The organism is Enterobacter sp. V89_11 (assembly GCF_029967775.1).
In the GTDB taxonomy this organism is placed as follows: Bacteria; Pseudomonadota; Gammaproteobacteria; order Enterobacterales; family Enterobacteriaceae; genus Enterobacter; species Enterobacter ludwigii.
Genome location: NZ_JASCAN010000006.1, coordinates 154,522 through 173,040, shown reverse-complemented (window position 1 = coordinate 173,040; position 18,519 = coordinate 154,522). Strand labels below are relative to the sequence as shown.

At 54.1% G+C, this 18,519-nt stretch carries 18 protein-coding genes; 10 read left to right on the top strand and 8 right to left on the bottom strand.

Annotated elements, in window-relative coordinates:
* Positions 1–30: 30 nt before the first annotated feature.
* The 5 genes from lldP (at position 31) to trmL (ending at position 5,682) form a co-directional block, all read left to right on the top strand.
* Positions 31–1,686, top strand: a complete 1,656-nt coding sequence (gene lldP, locus QLG09_RS06785) for an L-lactate permease (RefSeq protein ID WP_032680001.1) — start codon at positions 31–33, stop codon at positions 1,684–1,686.
* On the top strand, positions 1,683–2,456 hold the full coding sequence (gene lldR, locus QLG09_RS06780; protein ID WP_014168084.1) for a transcriptional regulator LldR: 774 nt from the start codon (positions 1,683–1,685) through the stop codon (positions 2,454–2,456). Before lldP ends, lldR begins: the two co-directional genes overlap by 4 nt.
* Positions 2,453–3,640, top strand: a complete 1,188-nt coding sequence (lldD, locus tag QLG09_RS06775; protein ID WP_025206447.1) for an FMN-dependent L-lactate dehydrogenase LldD — start codon at positions 2,453–2,455, stop codon at positions 3,638–3,640. The genes lldR and lldD overlap by 4 nt, the downstream gene beginning before the upstream one ends.
* A 182-nt stretch (positions 3,641–3,822) precedes the next feature.
* The gene (locus QLG09_RS06770) at positions 3,823–5,163 is read left to right on the top strand and encodes an aromatic acid/H+ symport family MFS transporter (protein WP_025206448.1); all 1,341 of its coding nucleotides are present in this window, start codon (positions 3,823–3,825) and stop codon (positions 5,161–5,163) included.
* A 45-nt stretch (positions 5,164–5,208) separates the two neighbouring features.
* Positions 5,209–5,682: a tRNA (uridine(34)/cytosine(34)/5-carboxymethylaminomethyluridine(34)-2'-O)-methyltransferase TrmL gene (gene trmL / locus QLG09_RS06765; protein WP_049023114.1), complete on the top strand. Its 474-nt coding sequence runs from the start codon at positions 5,209–5,211 to the stop codon at positions 5,680–5,682.
* On the opposite strand, the gene cysE is transcribed toward trmL, so the two are convergent.
* The 5 genes from cysE to QLG09_RS06740 all read right to left on the bottom strand — a co-directional run bounded on the left by cysE (position 5,679) and on the right by QLG09_RS06740 (position 8,792).
* Positions 5,679–6,500, bottom strand: a complete 822-nt coding sequence (cysE, locus tag QLG09_RS06760; protein WP_008502718.1) for a serine O-acetyltransferase — start codon at positions 6,498–6,500, stop codon at positions 5,679–5,681. The two genes, trmL and cysE, sit on opposite strands and share 4 nt — an antisense overlap.
* A 78-nt stretch (positions 6,501–6,578) precedes the next feature.
* Positions 6,579–7,598, bottom strand: coding sequence for an NAD(P)H-dependent glycerol-3-phosphate dehydrogenase (gpsA, locus tag QLG09_RS06755; protein ID WP_014168080.1), 1,020 nt, complete (start codon positions 7,596–7,598; stop codon positions 6,579–6,581).
* On the bottom strand, positions 7,598–8,065 hold the full coding sequence (gene secB / locus QLG09_RS06750; protein WP_014168079.1) for a protein-export chaperone SecB: 468 nt from the start codon (positions 8,063–8,065) through the stop codon (positions 7,598–7,600). Before secB ends, gpsA begins: the two co-directional genes overlap by 1 nt.
* A gap of 32 nt (positions 8,066–8,097) precedes the next feature.
* Positions 8,098–8,349: a glutaredoxin 3 gene (gene grxC / locus QLG09_RS06745; RefSeq protein WP_014168078.1), complete on the bottom strand. Its 252-nt coding sequence runs from the start codon at positions 8,347–8,349 to the stop codon at positions 8,098–8,100.
* A gap of 11 nt (positions 8,350–8,360) precedes the next feature.
* Positions 8,361–8,792, bottom strand: coding sequence for a rhodanese-like domain-containing protein (locus tag QLG09_RS06740; RefSeq protein WP_014168077.1), 432 nt, complete (start codon positions 8,790–8,792; stop codon positions 8,361–8,363).
* Between the two features lie 246 nt (positions 8,793–9,038).
* Here QLG09_RS06740 and gpmM point away from each other — a divergent pair, with 246 nt between their 5' ends.
* The 3 genes from gpmM to QLG09_RS06725 are packed head-to-tail and all read left to right on the top strand — an operon-like array spanning position 9,039 to position 12,812.
* Positions 9,039–10,583: a 2,3-bisphosphoglycerate-independent phosphoglycerate mutase gene (gene gpmM, locus QLG09_RS06735; protein ID WP_020882671.1), complete on the top strand. Its 1,545-nt coding sequence runs from the start codon at positions 9,039–9,041 to the stop codon at positions 10,581–10,583.
* Between the two features lie 33 nt (positions 10,584–10,616).
* The gene (gene envC / locus QLG09_RS06730; protein WP_025206449.1) at positions 10,617–11,876 is read left to right on the top strand and encodes a murein hydrolase activator EnvC; all 1,260 of its coding nucleotides are present in this window, start codon (positions 10,617–10,619) and stop codon (positions 11,874–11,876) included.
* Between the two features lie 3 nt (positions 11,877–11,879).
* Positions 11,880–12,812, top strand: coding sequence for a divergent polysaccharide deacetylase family protein (locus QLG09_RS06725; RefSeq protein WP_044866024.1), 933 nt, complete (start codon positions 11,880–11,882; stop codon positions 12,810–12,812).
* A gap of 69 nt (positions 12,813–12,881) precedes the next feature.
* On the opposite strand, the gene QLG09_RS06720 is transcribed toward QLG09_RS06725, so the two are convergent.
* Positions 12,882–13,640 carry a glycosyltransferase family 2 protein gene (locus QLG09_RS06720; protein WP_044866025.1) on the bottom strand — a complete coding sequence of 253 codons (759 nt, stop codon included), beginning with the start codon at positions 13,638–13,640 and terminating at the stop codon, positions 12,882–12,884.
* A 324-nt stretch (positions 13,641–13,964) separates the two neighbouring features.
* On the opposite strand from QLG09_RS06720, the gene QLG09_RS06715 reads away from it, so the two are divergent.
* On the top strand, positions 13,965–15,098 hold the full coding sequence (locus tag QLG09_RS06715) for a glycosyltransferase family 9 protein (RefSeq protein ID WP_231106630.1): 1,134 nt from the start codon (positions 13,965–13,967) through the stop codon (positions 15,096–15,098).
* A gap of 39 nt (positions 15,099–15,137) precedes the next feature.
* On the opposite strand, the gene tdh is transcribed toward QLG09_RS06715, so the two are convergent.
* Together tdh and kbl are read right to left on the bottom strand one after the other, a co-directional pair.
* Positions 15,138–16,163, bottom strand: a complete 1,026-nt coding sequence (gene tdh, locus QLG09_RS06710; RefSeq protein ID WP_020882675.1) for an L-threonine 3-dehydrogenase — start codon at positions 16,161–16,163, stop codon at positions 15,138–15,140.
* 9 nt (positions 16,164–16,172) lie between these two features.
* A complete protein-coding gene (kbl, locus tag QLG09_RS06705; protein WP_020882676.1) occupies positions 16,173–17,369 on the bottom strand; it encodes a glycine C-acetyltransferase in 1,197 nt (398 codons plus the stop codon).
* Positions 17,370–17,584: 215 nt separating this feature from the next.
* Here kbl and rfaD point away from each other — a divergent pair, with 215 nt between their 5' ends.
* Entirely contained in the window at positions 17,585–18,517 is a 933-nt protein-coding gene (gene rfaD / locus QLG09_RS06700) for an ADP-glyceromanno-heptose 6-epimerase (RefSeq protein WP_008502707.1), read from the top strand.
* Positions 18,518–18,519: the final 2 nt, after the last annotated feature.

Below are 18,519 nucleotides of genomic sequence, written 5' to 3'. Positions count from 1 at the left end.
CGCAGACTGTCTGGTCCTCAGGAGACCTGCATGAGCCTCTGGCAACAAAACTACGATCCGGCTGGCAATATCTGGCTGTCGAGCCTGATCGCATCGCTTCCGATCCTGTTCTTCTTCTTTGCGCTGATTAAGCTCAAGCTGAAGGGATACCTGGCCGCGACGTACACCGTTGCCATCGCGCTGATGGTGGCACTGTTCTTCTATAAAATGCCGGTCGATCGCGCGCTGGCCTCCGTCGTCTATGGTTTCTTCTACGGCCTGTGGCCGATTGCGTGGATCATCATCGCGGCGGTCTTTGTCTACAAAATCTCGGTGAAAACCGGGCAGTTCGACATTATCCGCTCATCGATACTTTCCATTACCCCGGACCAGCGTCTACAGATGCTGATTGTCGGTTTCTCCTTCGGGGCTTTTCTGGAAGGGGCGGCCGGGTTTGGCGCACCGGTTGCCATCACCGCGGCGCTGTTAGTCGGGCTGGGGTTCAATCCGCTTTACGCTGCAGGTCTTTGTCTGATCGTTAACACCGCGCCGGTGGCGTTTGGTGCGATGGGGATCCCGATTCTGGTCGCCGGGCAGGTCACCGGTCTGGACAGCTTTGAAATTGGCCAGATGGTTGGCCGTCAGCTGCCGTTCCTGACCATCATCGTGCTGTTCTGGATCATGGCGATTATGGATGGCTGGCGCGGCGTGAAAGAGACATGGCCTGCGGTGGTCGTCGCTGGCGGCTCGTTTGCCATTGCCCAGTATCTCAGCTCGAATTTCCTCGGCCCCGAATTGCCGGACATTATCTCTTCACTGGTGTCGCTGGTCTGCCTGACGCTGTTCCTGAAACGCTGGCAGCCGGTACGCATATTCCGTTTCGCCGATATGGGTGCCTCACACGTCGATCAAACCCTGGCACGTACCGGTTATACCGCGGGACAAATCATTCGCGCATGGTCTCCGTTCCTGTTCCTGACCGCCACGGTTACGCTCTGGAGTATTCCACCGTTTAAGGCCCTGTTCGCACCGGGTGGCGCACTGTATGAGATGGTCATTAACATCTCCGTGCCGTTCCTCGACAAGATGGTCGCCCGTATGCCGCCCGTGGTGCACGCTGCCACGCCGTATGCCGCGGTGTATAAATTTGACTGGTTCTCAGCAACCGGCACCGCAATCCTGTTTGCCGCTATCCTGTCTGTGGTGTGGTTACGCATGAAGCCAGCGGCTGCAGTACAGACTTTTGCGGCTACCATTAAGGAGCTGATGCTGCCGATCTACTCCATCGGCATGGTGCTGGCGTTCGCGTTTATCTCGAACTATTCCGGCCTGTCATCGACACTGGCGCTTGCGCTGGCGCATACCGGCCACGCCTTCACGTTCTTCTCGCCGTTCCTCGGCTGGCTGGGGGTGTTCCTGACCGGTTCAGATACCTCATCTAACGCCCTGTTTGCGGCCCTGCAGGCGACGGCAGCCCAGCAGATTGGCGTGTCGGACATCCTTCTGGTGGCCGCCAATACTACCGGCGGCGTGACCGGCAAGATGATCTCACCGCAATCCATCGCCATTGCCTGTGCGGCGGTGGGACTGGTCGGTAAAGAGTCGGACCTGTTCCGCTTTACCGTGAAACACAGCCTGATATTCACCTGTATGGTCGGGGTGATCACGACCCTGCAGGCCTATGTCTTAACCTGGATGATCCCATGATAGTCATGCCCAGACGCCTGTCCGACGAGATTGCCTCTCGCGTACGGGCGCTGATTGAAGAACAACAGCTGGAAGCGGGCATGAAATTGCCCGCCGAGCGCCAGCTCGCCGCCCAACTGGGTGTATCTCGTAACTCCCTGCGTGAGGCGCTGGCGACGCTGGTCAGCGAAGGGGTACTGGTAAGCCGTCGGGGCGGCGGCACCTTTGTCCGCTGGCAGCACGATGACTGGTCCGAGCAAAACATCGTGCAGCCGCTTAAAACGCTGATGGAAAACGACCCGGACTACAGCTTCGACATCATTGAAGCGCGGCACGCCATCGAAACCAGTACCGCCTGGCATGCGGCCATGCGGGCCACTGAAGCCGACAAAGAGAAGCTCAAAGCCTGCTTTGACGCCACCCAAAGCAGCGACCCGGACATCGCCTCGCAGGCGGACGTGCGGTTTCATCTGGCGATTGCCGAAGCGTCGCACAACGTCGTTCTGCTCCAGACCATGCGCGGTTTCTTCGACCTGCTGCAATCCTCCGTGAAGCAGAGCCGCCAGCGTATGTATCTGGTCCCGCCGGTATTTGCCCAACTGACCGAACAGCACGAGGCGGTACTCAACGCCATTCTGGCCGGAGATGCTGAGGCCGCGCGCAAAGCGATGATGGCGCATCTGGGGTTCGTGCACACCACCATAAAACGATTCGATGAAGATCAGGCCCGACAGGCGCGTATTACCCGTCTGCCTGGCGACAGTGATATTTCCAGGGAGAACAAAGCATGATTATTTCAGCAGCCAGTGACTATCGCGCCGCGGCGCAGCGCATTTTGCCACCGTTCCTGTTCCACTATATCGACGGTGGGGCATATGCCGAATACACCCTGCGCCGCAACGTGGAAGATCTGTCGGAAGTGGCGCTGCGCCAGCGCGTGCTGAAAGATATGTCTGAGCTGAGCCTTGAGACAACGCTGTTTAACGAAACGCTTTCCATGCCGGTGGCCCTTGCACCAGTCGGTTTGTGCGGCATGTACGCCCGCCGGGGTGAAGTCCAGGCGGCAGCGGCGGCGGATGCCAAAGGTATTCCGTTTACCCTCTCCACCGTCTCCGTCTGCCCGATTGAAGAAGTGGCCCCGACCCTCCAGCGTCCGATGTGGTTCCAGCTGTACGTCCTGCGCGATCGCGGCTTTATGCGCAACGCGCTGGAGCGTGCCAAAGCCGCGGGCTGTTCAACGCTGGTCTTTACCGTTGATATGCCGACGCCTGGCGCCCGTTACCGCGATGCCCACTCCGGAATGAGCGGCCCAAATGCTGCCCTGCGTCGCTACTGGCAGGCGGTAACGCACCCGCAATGGGCCTGGGATGTCGGTGTGAATGGCCGCCCGCACGATCTGGGGAATATCTCGGCCTATCTCGGTAAACCCACCGGGCTGGAAGATTACATCGGCTGGCTGGCGAATAATTTCGATCCGTCCATCTCGTGGAAAGACCTGGAGTGGATCCGCGAATTCTGGGACGGCCCGATGGTGATCAAAGGGATCCTCGACCCGGAAGATGCCCGCGATGCCGTGCGCTTTGGCGCTGACGGTATTGTGGTCTCTAACCACGGCGGACGTCAGCTTGACGGGGTACTCTCTTCCGCACGCGCACTGCCGGCGATTGCCGATGCGGTGAAAGGTGATATCGCTATCCTCGCCGACAGCGGTATCCGCAACGGGCTTGACGTGGTGCGTATGATTGCCCTTGGCGCAGACAGCGTATTGCTCGGACGCGCATATCTTTATGCACTGGCTACGGCTGGTCAGGCAGGGGTGGCAAATCTGCTCAATCTGATCGAAAAAGAGATGAAAGTGGCGATGACGTTGACCGGCGCAAAAACGATTCGCGAAATCAGCAAGGACTCCCTGGTGCAGGAGTTGGGTAAATTACCCGCAGCACTGGCACCGCTTGCCCAAGGTGACGCAGCCTGACGCCCGTCTGATTCCCCTTCCCCTCTCCTCGCGTCCGAACTCCCCTCGGGCGCTTTTTTTTGTCAAAAATAACATCCAGGTAACATATTGGATAAGAAAATTTGACATACCTGTGCCGCACGCAATTGTATAGACAAGCAAATACAAGAACACAAAAACACCATCACATCAGAGGGGAGCGAATGAGATATTCAGGTCAGGTGGATATTCAGCAGGTGATCGACGACAGTCCCTTTTCCGGGTTTCACTGGGTGCTCATCGTGCTGGGCTTTTTGGTGCTGGCGATCGATGGTTTCGATACCGCAGCAATGGGCTACATTGCGCCCACGCTGTCGGCAGAATGGGGCATACACAAACAGGATCTGGGACCGGTACTGAGCGCAGCACTGCTCGGGCTGTCGCTGGGAGCGCTGGTCGCAGGCCCGGTATCGGACCGGATAGGCCGCAAGCGCGTACTGGTCTTTTCTTGTCTGTTCTTCGGCCTTTCAAGCCTGGGGACGGCCTGGGCACAAAGCCTTAACACCCTGACGCTATGGCGGTTTCTGACGGGCCTGGGGCTGGGTGCCGCCATGCCGAACGCCATCACCCTCATCTCAGAGTTTGCCCCTCAGCGCTGTCGCGCCATGGCGATTAATACCATGTACTGCGGCTTCCCGCTGGGCGCGGCCGGCGGTGGGGCGATATCATCCTGGCTTATCCCGCATCATGGCTGGCGAAGCGTACTGCTGACCGGCGCGATAGCACCGCTGATATTAACGCTGCTGCTGATGCTGTTTTTACCGGAATCGGTGAAATACCTGGTGCAGCGCGGGAAAGACATGATGCAGATCCGCCGTATCGCCAGCCGTTTCGCCCGCACGACCCTCGATGGTGTCACTGGTTTCTTCCTCGCAGAGGATCGGGTCGCCGCCAAAAAAGGGAGCGTAGCACAGCTGTTTTCACAGCCCTGGCTGCCCGGCACCCTGATGCTATGGGTAACCTATTTTATGGGGCTGGTGATTTATTACGTCCTGCTTAGCTGGATGCCGACGCTGATGCTGGGGATGGGCTATCCCCTCGCGGAATCCGCATGGCTCACCTCGCTGTTCACCTTCGGCGGTACCGCAGGCATCCTTCTCGCGGGCTGGATGATGGATCGCTGGGAGGCACACAAAGTGGTCGCAGGTGGCTTTGTCCTGACCATGCTGCTCATTCTGGCGCTCGGCATTGAACATAACCATATCGCCCTGTTTGGCGGCTTGATTTTCCTGATGGGGATCGCGATGAACGGCGCGCAATCGGGAATGCAGACGCTGGCAGCCACCTTTTATCCTACCGAGTGTCGCGCAACGGGCATTGCCTGGATGCAGGGCATTGGCCGCTTTGGTGGCGTGGCGGGCACCATGACCAGCGCGCAGCTTCTCTCCATGCAGTGGCAGGCAGACAGCATTTTGATGATCCTTAGCCTGCCCGCCCTGCTGGCGGCCGCGGCAACCTTCTACAAAATGCTGCGTTGCCGCTCGCAGGATCTCGGCGTCGCATAAGCGGCCCGGTTTCTGCTATTCTGCCCCCGCAATTAAGGGGGCAGCATGCTTAACATCGTTTTATTCGAACCAGAAATTCCGCCGAATACCGGCAATATTATCCGCCTGTGCGCCAACACCGGTTTTCGTCTGCATATCATCGAGCCGATGGGTTTTACGTGGGACGACAAACGTCTGCGCCGCGCGGGGCTGGATTATCATGAATTTACGGCCGTGGTTCGCCATCATGATTACGCCGCGTTTCTGGAAAGCGAAAACCCACAGCGCATGTTCGCCCTGACCACCAAAGGTACGCCGGCACATAGCGCCGTGCACTATCAGGACGGTGATTATCTGATGTTTGGCCCGGAAACGCGCGGCCTGCCGGCCACCATTCTTGATGCCCTGCCCGCTGAGCAGAAGATTCGTATTCCGATGATGCCGGACAGCCGCAGCATGAACCTGTCAAATGCGGTGTCGGTGGTGGTGTATGAAGCATGGCGCCAGCTGGGTTACCCGGGCGCCATTCTCAGAAGTTAAATACCGTCACCATACTCAAACGTATGGTGAATACCGTTGAAGTGCTGATCCATATCCATCGACGGTTTGTCGCTGTCTGGTTTACCGACAATACGTGCCGGTACGCCAGCGGCAGTCGTGTGCGGCGGAACAGGCTGCAGAACAACCGAACCGGCGCCAATCTTCGCACCACGACCCACTTCGATGTTGCCGAGGATCTTGGCGCCCGCGCCAATCATCACCCCTTCACGGATTTTCGGATGGCGATCGCCGCTGGTTTTACCGGTACCGCCTAACGTGACCGACTGCAGAATCGAAACGTCATCTTCAATCACCGCGGTTTCACCGACGACAATGCCGGTGGCGTGGTCAAGCATGATCCCGCGGCCAATTTTCGCGGCCGGGTGAATATCCACCTGGAAGGTCACGGAAACCTGGTTTTGCAGGAAGATAGCCAGCGCGCGGCGGCCTTCATTCCACAGCCAGTGGCCGATGCGATAAGCCTGCAAGGCATGAAAGCCCTTCAGATACAGCAACGGCGTAGAGTATTTGTCCACCGCCGGGTCACGCGTGCGCACGGCCTGGATATCACAGGCAGCAGAAGCGATCATTTCAGGGTCAGCGGCATAGGCCTCTTCTACCACTTCACGAATGGCGATGGCGGGCATAATCGAGGAAGCCAGTTTATTGGCGAGCATATAGCTCAGGGCGCTGCCGAGGTTTTCGTGCTTGAGTAGCGTCGCATGATAGAAACTGGCCAGCATTGGCTCGCAGTCAGCCAAAGCCCGGGCTTCAGCTTTAATATTGTTCCAGACGATATCCAGTTCTTCACACGGCATTGCTTACTCCAGACGACATGTTAATGACCGGCCAGTTCTGTGCTGGCCGGGTCATAGTGCTAACAAGAATCCCTGCGACTAGTTACTGCTGCGCTCATCCTTGCGCGAACGACCTAATAAGGTCAATGCTGCCTCGCGCGCATTTTTTCCGCAATACAATACCTGATAAATTTCCTCGGTTATTGGCATTTCGACACCAAAACGGTGCGCCAATTCGCGAACTTCTTTGGTATTGCGATAGCCTTCAACCACCTGACCAATCTTCTCCTGCGCGCCTTTCACATCCATGCCCTCACCGAGCATCATGCCAAAGCGGCGGTTACGGGACTGGTTGTCGGTACAGGTCAGCACCAGATCGCCCAGGCCCGCCATGCCCATGAAGGTGGTCGGATCGGCACCCAGTGCTGCGCCAAGGCGGGACATCTCGGTTAAGCCGCGCGTAATCAGTGCGGTACGTGCGTTGGCACCAAAACCAATCCCGTCGGACATTCCGGCGCCGATCGCAATCACGTTCTTCACCGCACCGCCCAGCTGTACGCCGATAAAATCGGGATTGCTGTAAACGCGGAAGCTTTTGCCGCAGTGCAGCAAATGCTGAAGATCGTCGGAGAAGGCCTGATCGGTTGATGCCAGCGAGATCGCCGTCGGCAGGCCAGCGGCCAGCTCTTTAGCAAACGTCGGCCCCGAGATAACCGCCAGCGGGATGTCATCACCCAGCGCTTCGCGGGCGACATCCTGCAACAGGCGTCCGGTTTCGGCTTCCAGCCCTTTGGTGGCCCATACAATGCGCGCATCAGGGCGCATCAGCGGCTTGATCTGACGCAGCACTTCGCCAAACACATGGCTCGGCACCACAATCAGAATGTTGCGGCTGGCCGCCAGCGCGGTCGCAAGGTCACTTTCAAGGTGCAGGGAGTCTGGGAACGGAACGTCCGGGAGGAACGCCACGTTGCAACGGTCGCGTTGCAGCGTCGCGATATGTTTTGGGTCGTGGCCCCAGAGAACCACTTCGTGACCATTTCTTGCCAGCGTGATGGCAAGAGCGGTGCCGTATGAGCCGGCACCGATCACAGTCATTGACGCATTAAGAGTGCTCATCAGGCATCCTGATGTTGTTCAGTACCTTCGCCAGCTTGCTGCTGCAGATAGTTCATGAACAGCGCATCAAAGTTAACTGGCGCAAGGTTCAGTTGCGGGAATGTACCGCGAGAAACCAGGCTGGTGATGCATTCGCGAGCATACGGGAACAGAATGTTCGGGCAGTATGCACCCAGGCAGTGCGCCATCTGGTTGCCTTCGATGCCGCCGATGGAGAAGATGCCGCCCTGCTGAACTTCACACAGGAATGCAGTCTCTTCGCCCAGAGAGGCAGTAACAGTCACACGCAGTACGACTTCATACACGTCATCCGCCAGTTGGGTAGATGCGGTATCAAGATCAAGTTTAACCTCTGGCTGCCAATCTTTCTGGAAAACGTGTGGCGCATTTGGCGCTTCGAAAGAGACATCCTTGGTGTAGATACGCTGGATCTGGAAAGTCATTTCGGTGTTGTTTTGTTCTGACATGGAAAAACCCTTTTTAATTGTCCTAAAGTCTCTTAGCTCAGCAGCGGATCGAGTCCACCACGGGCATCGAGCGCATACAAGTCATCACAGCCGCCAATGTGCTGCGCATCAATAAAAATCTGCGGAACCGTCGTACGACCACTACGTTGGATCATCTCTTCGCGTTTAATCGCGTCACCGTCAATCGGCAGTTCTTTGAACGCTACGCCTTTGCTGTTCAGAAGCGCTTTTGCACGGTGGCAGAACGGGCACGTTGCTTTGGTGTAGATCTCGATATTGGCCATTACTGAACTCCTTATTTACCGCGAACCAAAGGAAGATTTTCCCCGCTCCAGCCGGAAATACCTTCTTTCAGAACCGTTACGTTTTCGAAGCCTGCTTTATGCAGCGCGCTGGCAGATTCCTGCGCCTGCATACCGGTCGCGTCAACAACGATAATCGGCTGGGCTTTATGTTTCTCAAGCTCGCCAACGTTGTTCGCTTTGATTTCAGCAGGTAACAGGTTGATAGCACCAGCAATGTGACCTTTACGGAAATCGTCACGCTGACGCAGATCGACCACGACGGCATCTTCTTTGTTAATCAGACGCGTCGCTTCACCACGGGTGATAACCTTAATCTTAGACGTCAGGCCTTTAAATGTGGTGAACAGCACAGCAGCCAGCAGGCCAATCCACGCGATGCTCAGAACCGGATGGCGGCTAACGAATTGCATAATTTCTTGCATGGAGGGTAACTACTCCGACTTAGTGATTAAAAAAACCAGGACAGGAGTATACCTGTGCGTTGTGGCAAATACAGCCAGCGACCATAACCTAATCCATTTTCTGAGGCCTGCCACCTAAAAAATTGCCTCAAAAGCGTCCGCTAAGCACCTTGCCCCTGCGCTTTCTTTGATCTTCTGCGGCTATTTGATCGATTCAGCTGTAGTAAAATTACGCAAATTTTGACTCTTGAGCATGAGGTTGTCGCAATGTCGGTTTCTAAAAAACCTATGGTACTGGTGATTCTGGATGGCTATGGCTACCGTGAAGATCAACAGGATAACGCCATTTTCAACGCCAAAACGCCGGTGATGGACGCGCTGTGGGCAAAACGTCCCCACACCCTGATTGATGCGTCCGGGCTGGAAGTGGGTCTGCCAGATCGTCAGATGGGCAACTCCGAAGTTGGACACGTAAACCTGGGTGCAGGTCGTATCGTGTATCAGGACCTGACGCGTCTGGACGTTGAAATCAAAGAACGTACCTTCTTCAACAACCCAGTACTTTGCGGCGCGGTGGACAGAGCCGTGGCGGCCGGTAAAGCAGTTCATATCATGGGTCTGCTCTCCGCCGGTGGCGTACACAGCCACGAAGATCACATCATGGCGATGGTTGAACTGGCGGCTGAGCGCGGCGCAGAAAAAATCTATCTGCACGCTTTCCTGGACGGTCGTGATACGCCACCACGCAGCGCAAAAGGTTCACTGGCCTCCTTCGAAAACAAATTCGCCGCGCTTGGCAAAGGACGTGTGGCCTCTATCATCGGGCGCTACTACGCAATGGACCGCGACAACCGTTGGGATCGCGTTGAACAGGCCTATGACCTGATGACGCTGGCAAAAGGTGAATTCCAGTTCGCGACCGCGGTGGAAGGTCTGGAAGCCGCTTACGCGCGTGATGAAAACGATGAATTCGTGAAAGCAACCGTCATTCGTGCTGAAGGCCAGGCTGATGCCGCCATGGAAGACGGCGACGCGCTGATCTTCATGAACTTCCGTGCTGACCGCGCGCGTGAAATCACCCGTGCGTTCGTGAACAGTGATTTCGACGGTTTCACCCGTAAGAAAGTGGTGAAGATCGACTTTATTCAGCTGACCGAATACGCCGCTGACATCAATGCGCCATGCGCTTATCCACCCGCATCACTGGCCAATACCTTCGGCGAGTGGATGGCGAAGAACGACAAGACACAGCTGCGTATCTCCGAAACCGAGAAATATGCCCACGTCACCTTCTTCTTTAACGGCGGTGTTGAAGAGCCGTTCAAAGGCGAAGATCGCATTCTGATTAACTCACCCAAAGTAGCGACCTACGATCTGCAGCCAGAAATGAGCTCTGCCGAGCTGACTGAAAAACTGGTTGCGGCAATCGAAAGCGGCAAATACGACACCATCATCTGTAACTACCCGAACGGCGACATGGTGGGTCATACCGGCGTGATGGAAGCCGCCGTAAAAGCGGTTGAAGCGCTGGATCACTGTGTTGAGCAGGTCGCGAAAGCGGTTGAATCCGTTGGTGGCCAGCTGCTCATCACCGCTGACCACGGTAACGCAGAACAGATGCGCGACCCGGCAACCGGCCAGGCGCACACCGCTCACACCAACCTGCCTGTTCCGCTGATTTATGTGGGTGATAAATCACTGAAAGCAGTGGAAGGCGGCAAGCTTTCCGACATCGCGCCAACCATGTTGTCGCTGATGGGCATGGAGATCCCTGAAGAGATGACTGGTAAGCCGCTGTTCATCGTGGAATAATCGCTCCCCATGAGGGGAAAGGCGATTTTTTCAATCACATGGGTCGTGAAGCCGCTTAGGTTATCAGTCAGACCTCTGCTTTGCGCCAGCGCACTCAGCGCTGGCGTATTGCTGTGCGCCGCATCCGCCCACGCGGATGACCGTGACCAGCTGAAATCCATTCAGGCCGATATCGCCGCGAAAGAGCGTGCGGTACGCCAGCAACAGCAGCAACGCTCTGCTCTGCTCGCTCAGCTTAAGCAGCAGGAAGAAGCCATCTCCGCTGCCGCACGTAAATTACGTGAAACGCAAAACACCCTCGCCCAGTTGAATAAACAGATCGACGAAATGAACGCGTCGATTGCCAAACTGGAACGCCAGCGTGATGCCCAGGAACGCAACCTTGCCGCACAGCTTGATGCTGCTTTTCGCCAGGGTGAGCACACGGGCCTTCAGTTGATCCTCAGCGGTGAAGAGAGCCAGCGCGGTCAGCGTCTGCAGGCCTACTTTGGTTATCTGAACCAGGCGCGTCAGGAGACTATCGCGCAGCTGAAACAGACGCGCGAAGAGGTCACCACGCAAAAAGCCGAGCTCGAAGAGAAGCAGAGCCAGCAACAGACGCTGCTCTACGAACAGCAGGCGCAACAAGCGAAGCTCGAGCAGGCCCGCAACGAGCGCAAGAAAACCCTTTCCGGTCTCGAGTCCTCTATTCAGCAAGGCCAAAGCCAGCTGAGCGAAATGCGCGCCAACGAATCGAAACTGCGTAACAGTATCGCCCGCGCGGAAGCGGCGGCGAAAGCGCGCGCCGAAAAAGAGGCCCGCGAAGCGCAGGCCGTACGCGACAAGCAGCAGGAAGCCTCACGCAAAGGTACGACCTACAAGCCAAGCGAAAGCGAACGCTCCCTGATGTCACGTACCGGCGGTTTAGGCTCCCCTCGTGGTCAGGCTTACTGGCCCGTGCGCGGTACAATTCTGCATCGCTATGGCGAACAGCTGCAGGGTGAACTACGTTGGAAAGGGATAGTTATCGGTGCGTCTGAAGGTAGCGAAGTAAAAGCCATCGCCGATGGCCGTGTGATTCTGGCCGACTGGCTGCAGGGTTACGGGCTTGTGGTAGTGGTGGAACACGGTAAAGGCGATATGAGCCTTTACGGCTACAACCAGAGCGCACTGGTCAGCGTTGGTACTCAGGTGCGCGCCGGCCAACCCATCGCCCTCGTGGGCAGCAGTGGCGGTCAGGGCCGCCCGTCACTCTATTTCGAAATTCGTCGCCAGGGTCAGGCGGTCAATCCACAGCCGTGGTTGGGAAGATAAGTTTTGCTTCAATTTCGTCGAATTGTTCTCTCCTTCGCCAGTGCACTGGCGCTGGCAGCACCGGTCTACGCTGGCAAACTCGCGATAGTGATTGATGACTTCGGTTATCGTCCGCACACCGAGAATCAGGTGCTGGCGATGCCGGCCGCCATCTCTGTCGCCGTCCTCCCGAATGCGCCGCACGCGCGTGAAATGGCGATCAAAGCGCATAACAGCGGTCATCAGGTTCTCATCCATCTGCCGATGGCACCGCTCAGCAAGCAGCCGCTGGAAAAAGATACTTTGCGCCCTGATATGAGCAGCGATGAGATCGATCGCATCATTCGCGATGCTTACAATAAAGTGCCGTACGCCGTCGGGCTGAACAACCACATGGGCAGCGCGATGACCTCCAGCCTGTACGGGATGCTCAAAGTAATGCAGTCGCTGGAGCGCTATAACCTCTATTTCCTCGACAGCATGACCATCGGCAACAGCCAGGCGATGCGTGCCGCGCAGGGTACAGGCGTGAAGGTAATAAAGCGCAAGGTGTTCCTCGATGACACCCAGAACGACGCGGATATCCGCGGGCAGTTCAATCGCGCCGTACAGCTAGCCCGACGCAATGGCTCGGCTATTGCTATCGGCCACCCGCACCCGTCTACCGTTCGCGTTCTGCAGCAGATGCTGCCGACATTGCCCTCTGATATTACGCTGGTTCGTCCAGGCGATCTGCTGAATGAGCCACAGGTTGATACGTCGCGTCCTGGCAATGCACAGCCACCGGTAACACAGCCGCGCAATCCATTCAGGGGTGTGAAAATTTGCAAGCCTAAGCAGTCACCAGAGCCTGTATATGCTACTCGATTCTTTACCGTGATAGGGGAAAGTATCAGCCAAAGTTCCTTAGTGAAATATATGCAGCATCAATGGCAAGGCTGGGGTAAAAAAGCATAATTGGCCCGCCAACGCAGGCGGGCAGAGCATGGCAACGAGATGAGCGCCCGTATACTTCCTGCATGCGGGCTATTTTTTATCCTCAAACTGATACCAGGCTTTGAAATATTTGAGAAAACTGTATAGCGTTGCATAGAGTCCCGTCACGACGCCCACTTTCCCCTGCCGCCAGGCACCACTGAAAAGATACCATTTAAAAAACGCCCCAATGGCACTAATAAGGCCTCGTCCAATTGAAGGGCGGATCTTCTGATATTTGACCAACCTTGTTGTATAGCTATTGAGCTTATTAAACACTTCATTCAGGTCATAAAAGGTATCATGGCGTACTTGCCCAGCCATGATGAAAGCATTAAGTTCACCTTCCACCTTGTCATCAACTGGTCGGAGATTAAATCTTGCACAGGTGCGATTAAAAAGACGTACAGGGAAATCTGGCGACGATACTGGATAGATAGTACGAACTTCTTTTCCGAGTACGTACCAGTGTCGAGCAATACGCCAGGCATGATCTGGTGGAGGCTCAGCCCCACTCTTCAGATTCAGAATAAAGGATACAGTCAGGTCATCCAGGATTTCATCGCTATCCATGCATAACACCCAATCATGAGATGCAAGACTCACCGCATAGTTCATTTGGTCCCCATGCATCGTATATTGTCTATAGATAGGGCTTAAATTATAACTTTCACAAATGGATAGCGTGTTATCTTTACTTCCGGAATCAACAACAATCATTTCATCTGCAATTTTAAGAAGAGGAGGCAGAACATGGTTAAGAACCCTGGCTGAATTGCAGGTGAGTAAACAAACAGTTAACTTGAACATTCCCTTACTCTTTTCGAAAATGACCTACACAATTGTAGCAGGGAAAGTGTATTTAAGTGAATATCGAAACAATCAGCAAATAATAAATAAAATCGTCTTTTGTGACATCCATTCCATACTCTTCATTCCTTAAAGTAGGCCTGTAAACATACTTTTGCCTTTATCCAGGCACTAAAAAGTACTGTTTGACCAGTAGAGAGTGACCTGCACAGCGCGCCAAGCATTCTAACCCATTGAAATTATTAAACAAAAAATTAATTCCTCATTAAAATAGATGTTCACATTACTTATCATTATGCTTATACTGTTAGCAGAATGTTTAAAATGTGGTTTGTCAAACAAATGAAAAAAATCATCCTTTATTTTAAAGCACTTAATCGTCAACGAAATCATAAGACTCATGAATTAAAACGTCGGCTTAAACTCTATAAATTATCTAAAAACATTCCCGATAAAAGAGGCAAACCTTTCGATAGTTCCTCAGTAAAGCGGATCCTCTTTCCTTTTTTAGATTTAGGGATTGGTGATGCCGTTTGTCATACCGGAATGTGGAGAGAACTGAAAAAGGCTGGGTATATTGTCCAGATCGCGGCAGAAGAAAGAAACAGGGCTTTATTTGAAAAAATCGTTGATATTGATGAGATTTTTATCATTGATATCAATGAGTTAAACTCCATCTCACAAATAGAGACTGACCTGATCATTAATCCTTATGCATGGATGAAAAGAAAAGAGCTCTTTAGTGTACAACTGCTGCAGAAAACGCAATATAAATATGCGATGAGTTTTGGTGGCTGGCTTAATAAGCCCTACAATTTACAACTGCCAGCGGAGGGAGACTTTCACATTACTGATCCACAGAAAAAGATGCTTACTGCATTAAATATTCACACAAAACACTTATCTTACTCTTTACCAGCTTTACCGAGCCACGAAGAGACTATTAATGAGTATCTTCTTCCTTTTAAAGGAAAAAAGTGGATCGTAATCAACCCCTTTGCCAGTGTAGATGAGCGAAGTCTTAGTCGCGAGCAATTAGTAAGCCTGATTTCAAAAATTTCAGAACCAAAAAATAATCATATTTTCATTGTTGGTGAAAGAAAAAAGACTGAAAAATTAAACATTCAGGATCCTGCAGTTTCCGTATCTATTTTCCCGTCATTATGGGACACCGTTGCGCTAATCAAGCAGGCAGACCTTGTCATTTCAGTGGATACCGCTATTGTCCATATTGCCTGCGCTTTAGATAAAAAGCTCGTAGCTATATATTACTCAATGCTTCTTGATCATAATAAGAATTACGAAGGCAATAAAATATTCGGCCCGATAGGCGAAAATGCAAAACAACTTATTTTCAATAAATACGATAGAAAAATCGACATAAATTTAATTGCCACTGAAGCCAAGAATATTTTAGATGGCAAATGCGTTATAGAAGAAAAAGATAAATACCTGTGATGAAAGCCGGCCGGATTTAAATCCGGCCGACTTTTACTCTCAATCCCAGCTCAGGATAACCTTCCCGGACTGGCCAGAGCGCATCGCGTCAAAGCCTTCCTGGAACTCATCAATGGAGAAGCGATGGGTGATAATCGGAGACAGATCCAGACCAGACTGGATCAGTGCCGCCATCTTGTACCAGGTTTCGAACATCTCGCGGCCGTAGATACCTTTGATGAACAGCCCCTTGAAGATAACCTTGTTCCAGTCGATAGACATATCAGACGGTGGAATGCCCAGCATCGCAATACGCCCGCCGTGGTTCATGGTGTCCAGCATGGTGCGAAACGCCGGTGGTGCACCGGACATCTCAAGACCCACGTCAAAACCTTCGGTCATGCCCAGCTCTTCCATCACGTCGCTCAGGCTCTCTTTAGAGACATCCACCGCGCGGGTCACACCCATTTTGCGCGCCAGCGACAGGCGATACTCGTTCACATCGGTAATCACCACATTGCGGGCACCAACGTGCTTCGCCACCGCGGCCGCCATAATCCCGATGGGACCCGCGCCGGAAACCAGTACATCTTCACCGACCAGGTCGAAAGAGAGCGCCGTGTGTACCGCGTTGCCGAAGGGATCAAAGATAGAGGCCAGATCGTCAGAAATGTTGTCCGGGATTTTGAACGCGTTAAACGCCGGGATCACCAGGTATTCTGCGAAGCAGCCCGGACGGTTCACGCCCACGCCGATTGTGTTGCGGCACAGGTGCGTGCGTCCACCGCGGCAGTTACGGCAGTGACCACAGGTAATATGACCTTCACCCGAGACGCGGTCGCCAATGTTGAAGCCTTTTACTTCCTGACCCATGCCCACCACTTCGCCGACATATTCGTGGCCCACGACCATCGGTACCGGAATGGTTTTCTGCGACCACTGGTCCCAGTTGTAGATATGAACGTCAGTGCCGCAAATGGCGGTTTTACGAATTTTGATCAGCAGATCGTTATGACCGACTTCCGGCTCCGGCACGTCGGTCATCCAAATCCCTTCTTCCGCTTTCAGTTTGGATAACGCTTTCATCACACGTCCTCAGGCAATTACGCCCAGCTGTTTGCCGATGCGGGTAAAGGCTTCCACCGCACGTTCAATTTGTTCAGGCGAATGCGCCGCAGACATCTGGGTGCGGATACGCGCCTGGCCTTTTGGTACCACCGGGAAGAAGAACCCGGTAACGTAAATTCCTTCTTTCTGCAGCTCGCGGGCAAAATTCTGCGCCACAACCGCATCGCCCAGCATCACCGGGATAATGGCGTGATCGGCACCGGCGAGCGTAAACCCTGCGGCACCCATTTTTTCACGGAACAGGCGGGCGTTTGACCACAGACGGTCGCGCAGCTCAGCGCCAGACTCCACCATTTCCAGGACTTTAATGGATGCGGCAACGATCGCCGGCGCCAGCGAGTTGGAGAACAGGTATGGACGGGAACGCTGGCGCAGCCACTCAACCACCTCTTTACGCGCAGCAGTATAACCCCCTGACGCGCCGCCGAGCGCTTTACCCAGCGTACCGGTGATAATGTCCACGCGACCCATTACGTCACAGTATTCGTGAGATCCACGGCCGTTCTCACCAACAAAACCGACGGCGTGTGAATCATCAACCATCACCAGCGCATCGTATTTATCTGCCAGGTCGCACACGCCCTTCAGGTTGGCAATCACGCCATCCATAGAGAACACGCCGTCGGTGGCGATCAGCACATGGCGGGCACCTGCTTCACGTGCTTCTTTCAGGCGCGCTTCCAGTTCAACCATGTCGTTGTTGGCGTAGCGGAAGCGCTTCGCTTTACACAGGCGCACACCGTCAATGATAGAAGCGTGGTTCAGGGCGTCGGAGATAATGGCATCTTCTGCGCCGAGCAGCGTCTCAAACAGACCACCGTTGGCGTCGAAGCACGAGGAGTACAGGATCGCATCTTCCATCCCCAGGAAGTCCGCCAGCTTTTTCTCAAGCTGCTTATGGCTGTCCTGCGTACCGCAGATAAAGCGTACGGAGGCCATACCGAAACCGTGGGTGTCCATGCCTTGTTTTGCCGCGGCAATCAGTTCAGGGTGATTCGCAAGACCTAAGTAGTTGTTCGCACAAAAGTTGATCACATGGCTGCCATCGGCAACGGTGATGTCCGCCTGCTGAGCAGACGTGATAATACGCTCTTCTTTGAACAACCCTTCCGCACGTGCGGTGTCGAGGTCGCTGTTTAACTGTTTGTAAAAATCACCACGCATTGCAATTCTCCAGACTCGGCAAATTTTGGCACATATTACCCAACCCTGGCCGCCATGACGAGATGACACATTATCTCTTCTCGTTTTTGCAGCATAAATCACGTGTACCCTTGCGCTATGTCGGTGAATGGCTGAAGGGCAGCCATACTAATGATATGATAAGAACATTAGCGTCCGGGATTGTCCCCGGACTCCACACTTCAAAGGTTACAGTTATGATCATCGTTACCGGCGGCGCGGGCTTTATCGGCAGCAACATTGTTAAGGCCCTCAATGACAAAGGCATCACCGACATTCTGGTGGTGGACAACCTGAAAGACGGCACCAAGTTTGTAAACCTGGTGGATCTGAACATCGCTGACTATATGGATAAAGAAGACTTCCTTATCCAGATTATGGCAGGTGAAGAGTTCGGCGAGATCGAAGCCATCTTCCACGAAGGTGCATGCTCTTCCACCACCGAGTGGGACGGCAAGTACATGATGGACAATAACTATCAGTACTCCAAAGAGATCCTGCATTACTGCCTGGAGCGTGAAATTCCGTTCCTGTACGCCTCTTCTGCAGCAACCTACGGTGGCCGTACGTCAGACTTCATCGAATCCCGAGAATATGAGCAGCCGCTGAACGTCTATGGCTACTCCAAATTCCTGTTCGATGAATACGTGCGTCAGGTTCTGCCTGAAGCCAATTCCCAGATTGTGGGTTTCCGTTACTTCAACGTGTACGGACCGCGCGAAGGCCACAAAGGGAGCATGGCGAGCGTCGCGTTCCACCTGAACACGCAGCTGAACAATGGCGAAAGCCCGAAACTGTTTGAAGGCAGTGACGGCTTCAAGCGTGACTTCGTCTACGTAGGCGACGTGGCGGCAGTGAACCTGTGGTTCTGGGAAAACGGCGTCTCCGGTATCTTTAACCTGGGGACAGGCCGTGCGGAATCCTTCCAGGCCGTGGCGGACGCCACCCTGGCGTACCACAAAAAAGGCAGCATTGAATACATTCCGTTCCCGGACAAACTGAAAGGTCGTTACCAGGCCTTTACGCAGGCGGATTTGACCAACCTGCGTGCGGCGGGTTACGACAAACCGTTCAAGACCGTTGCCGAAGGCGTAACGGAATATATGGCCTGGCTGAACCGCGACGCGTAAGT

Coding starts and splice junctions, on each gene's coding strand:
- lldP (WP_032680001.1), top strand. CDS start 31: ATGAGCCTCTGGCAACAAAACTACGATCCGGCTGGCAATATCTGGCTG.
- lldR (WP_014168084.1), top strand. CDS start 1,683: ATGATAGTCATGCCCAGACGCCTGTCCGACGAGATTGCCTCTCGCGTA.
- lldD (WP_025206447.1), top strand. CDS start 2,453: ATGATTATTTCAGCAGCCAGTGACTATCGCGCCGCGGCGCAGCGCATT.
- QLG09_RS06770 (WP_025206448.1), top strand. CDS start 3,823: ATGAGATATTCAGGTCAGGTGGATATTCAGCAGGTGATCGACGACAGT.
- trmL (WP_049023114.1), top strand. CDS start 5,209: ATGCTTAACATCGTTTTATTCGAACCAGAAATTCCGCCGAATACCGGC.
- cysE (WP_008502718.1), bottom strand. CDS start 6,500: ATGCCGTGTGAAGAACTGGATATCGTCTGGAACAATATTAAAGCTGAA.
- gpsA (WP_014168080.1), bottom strand. CDS start 7,598: ATGAGCACTCTTAATGCGTCAATGACTGTGATCGGTGCCGGCTCATAC.
- secB (WP_014168079.1), bottom strand. CDS start 8,065: ATGTCAGAACAAAACAACACCGAAATGACTTTCCAGATCCAGCGTATC.
- grxC (WP_014168078.1), bottom strand. CDS start 8,349: ATGGCCAATATCGAGATCTACACCAAAGCAACGTGCCCGTTCTGCCAC.
- QLG09_RS06740 (WP_014168077.1), bottom strand. CDS start 8,792: ATGCAAGAAATTATGCAATTCGTTAGCCGCCATCCGGTTCTGAGCATC.
- gpmM (WP_020882671.1), top strand. CDS start 9,039: ATGTCGGTTTCTAAAAAACCTATGGTACTGGTGATTCTGGATGGCTAT.
- QLG09_RS06720 (WP_044866025.1), bottom strand. CDS start 13,640: ATGTTCAAGTTAACTGTTTGTTTACTCACCTGCAATTCAGCCAGGGTT.
- QLG09_RS06715 (WP_231106630.1), top strand. CDS start 13,965: ATGTGGTTTGTCAAACAAATGAAAAAAATCATCCTTTATTTTAAAGCA.
- tdh (WP_020882675.1), bottom strand. CDS start 16,163: ATGAAAGCGTTATCCAAACTGAAAGCGGAAGAAGGGATTTGGATGACC.
- kbl (WP_020882676.1), bottom strand. CDS start 17,369: ATGCGTGGTGATTTTTACAAACAGTTAAACAGCGACCTCGACACCGCA.
- rfaD (WP_008502707.1), top strand. CDS start 17,585: ATGATCATCGTTACCGGCGGCGCGGGCTTTATCGGCAGCAACATTGTT.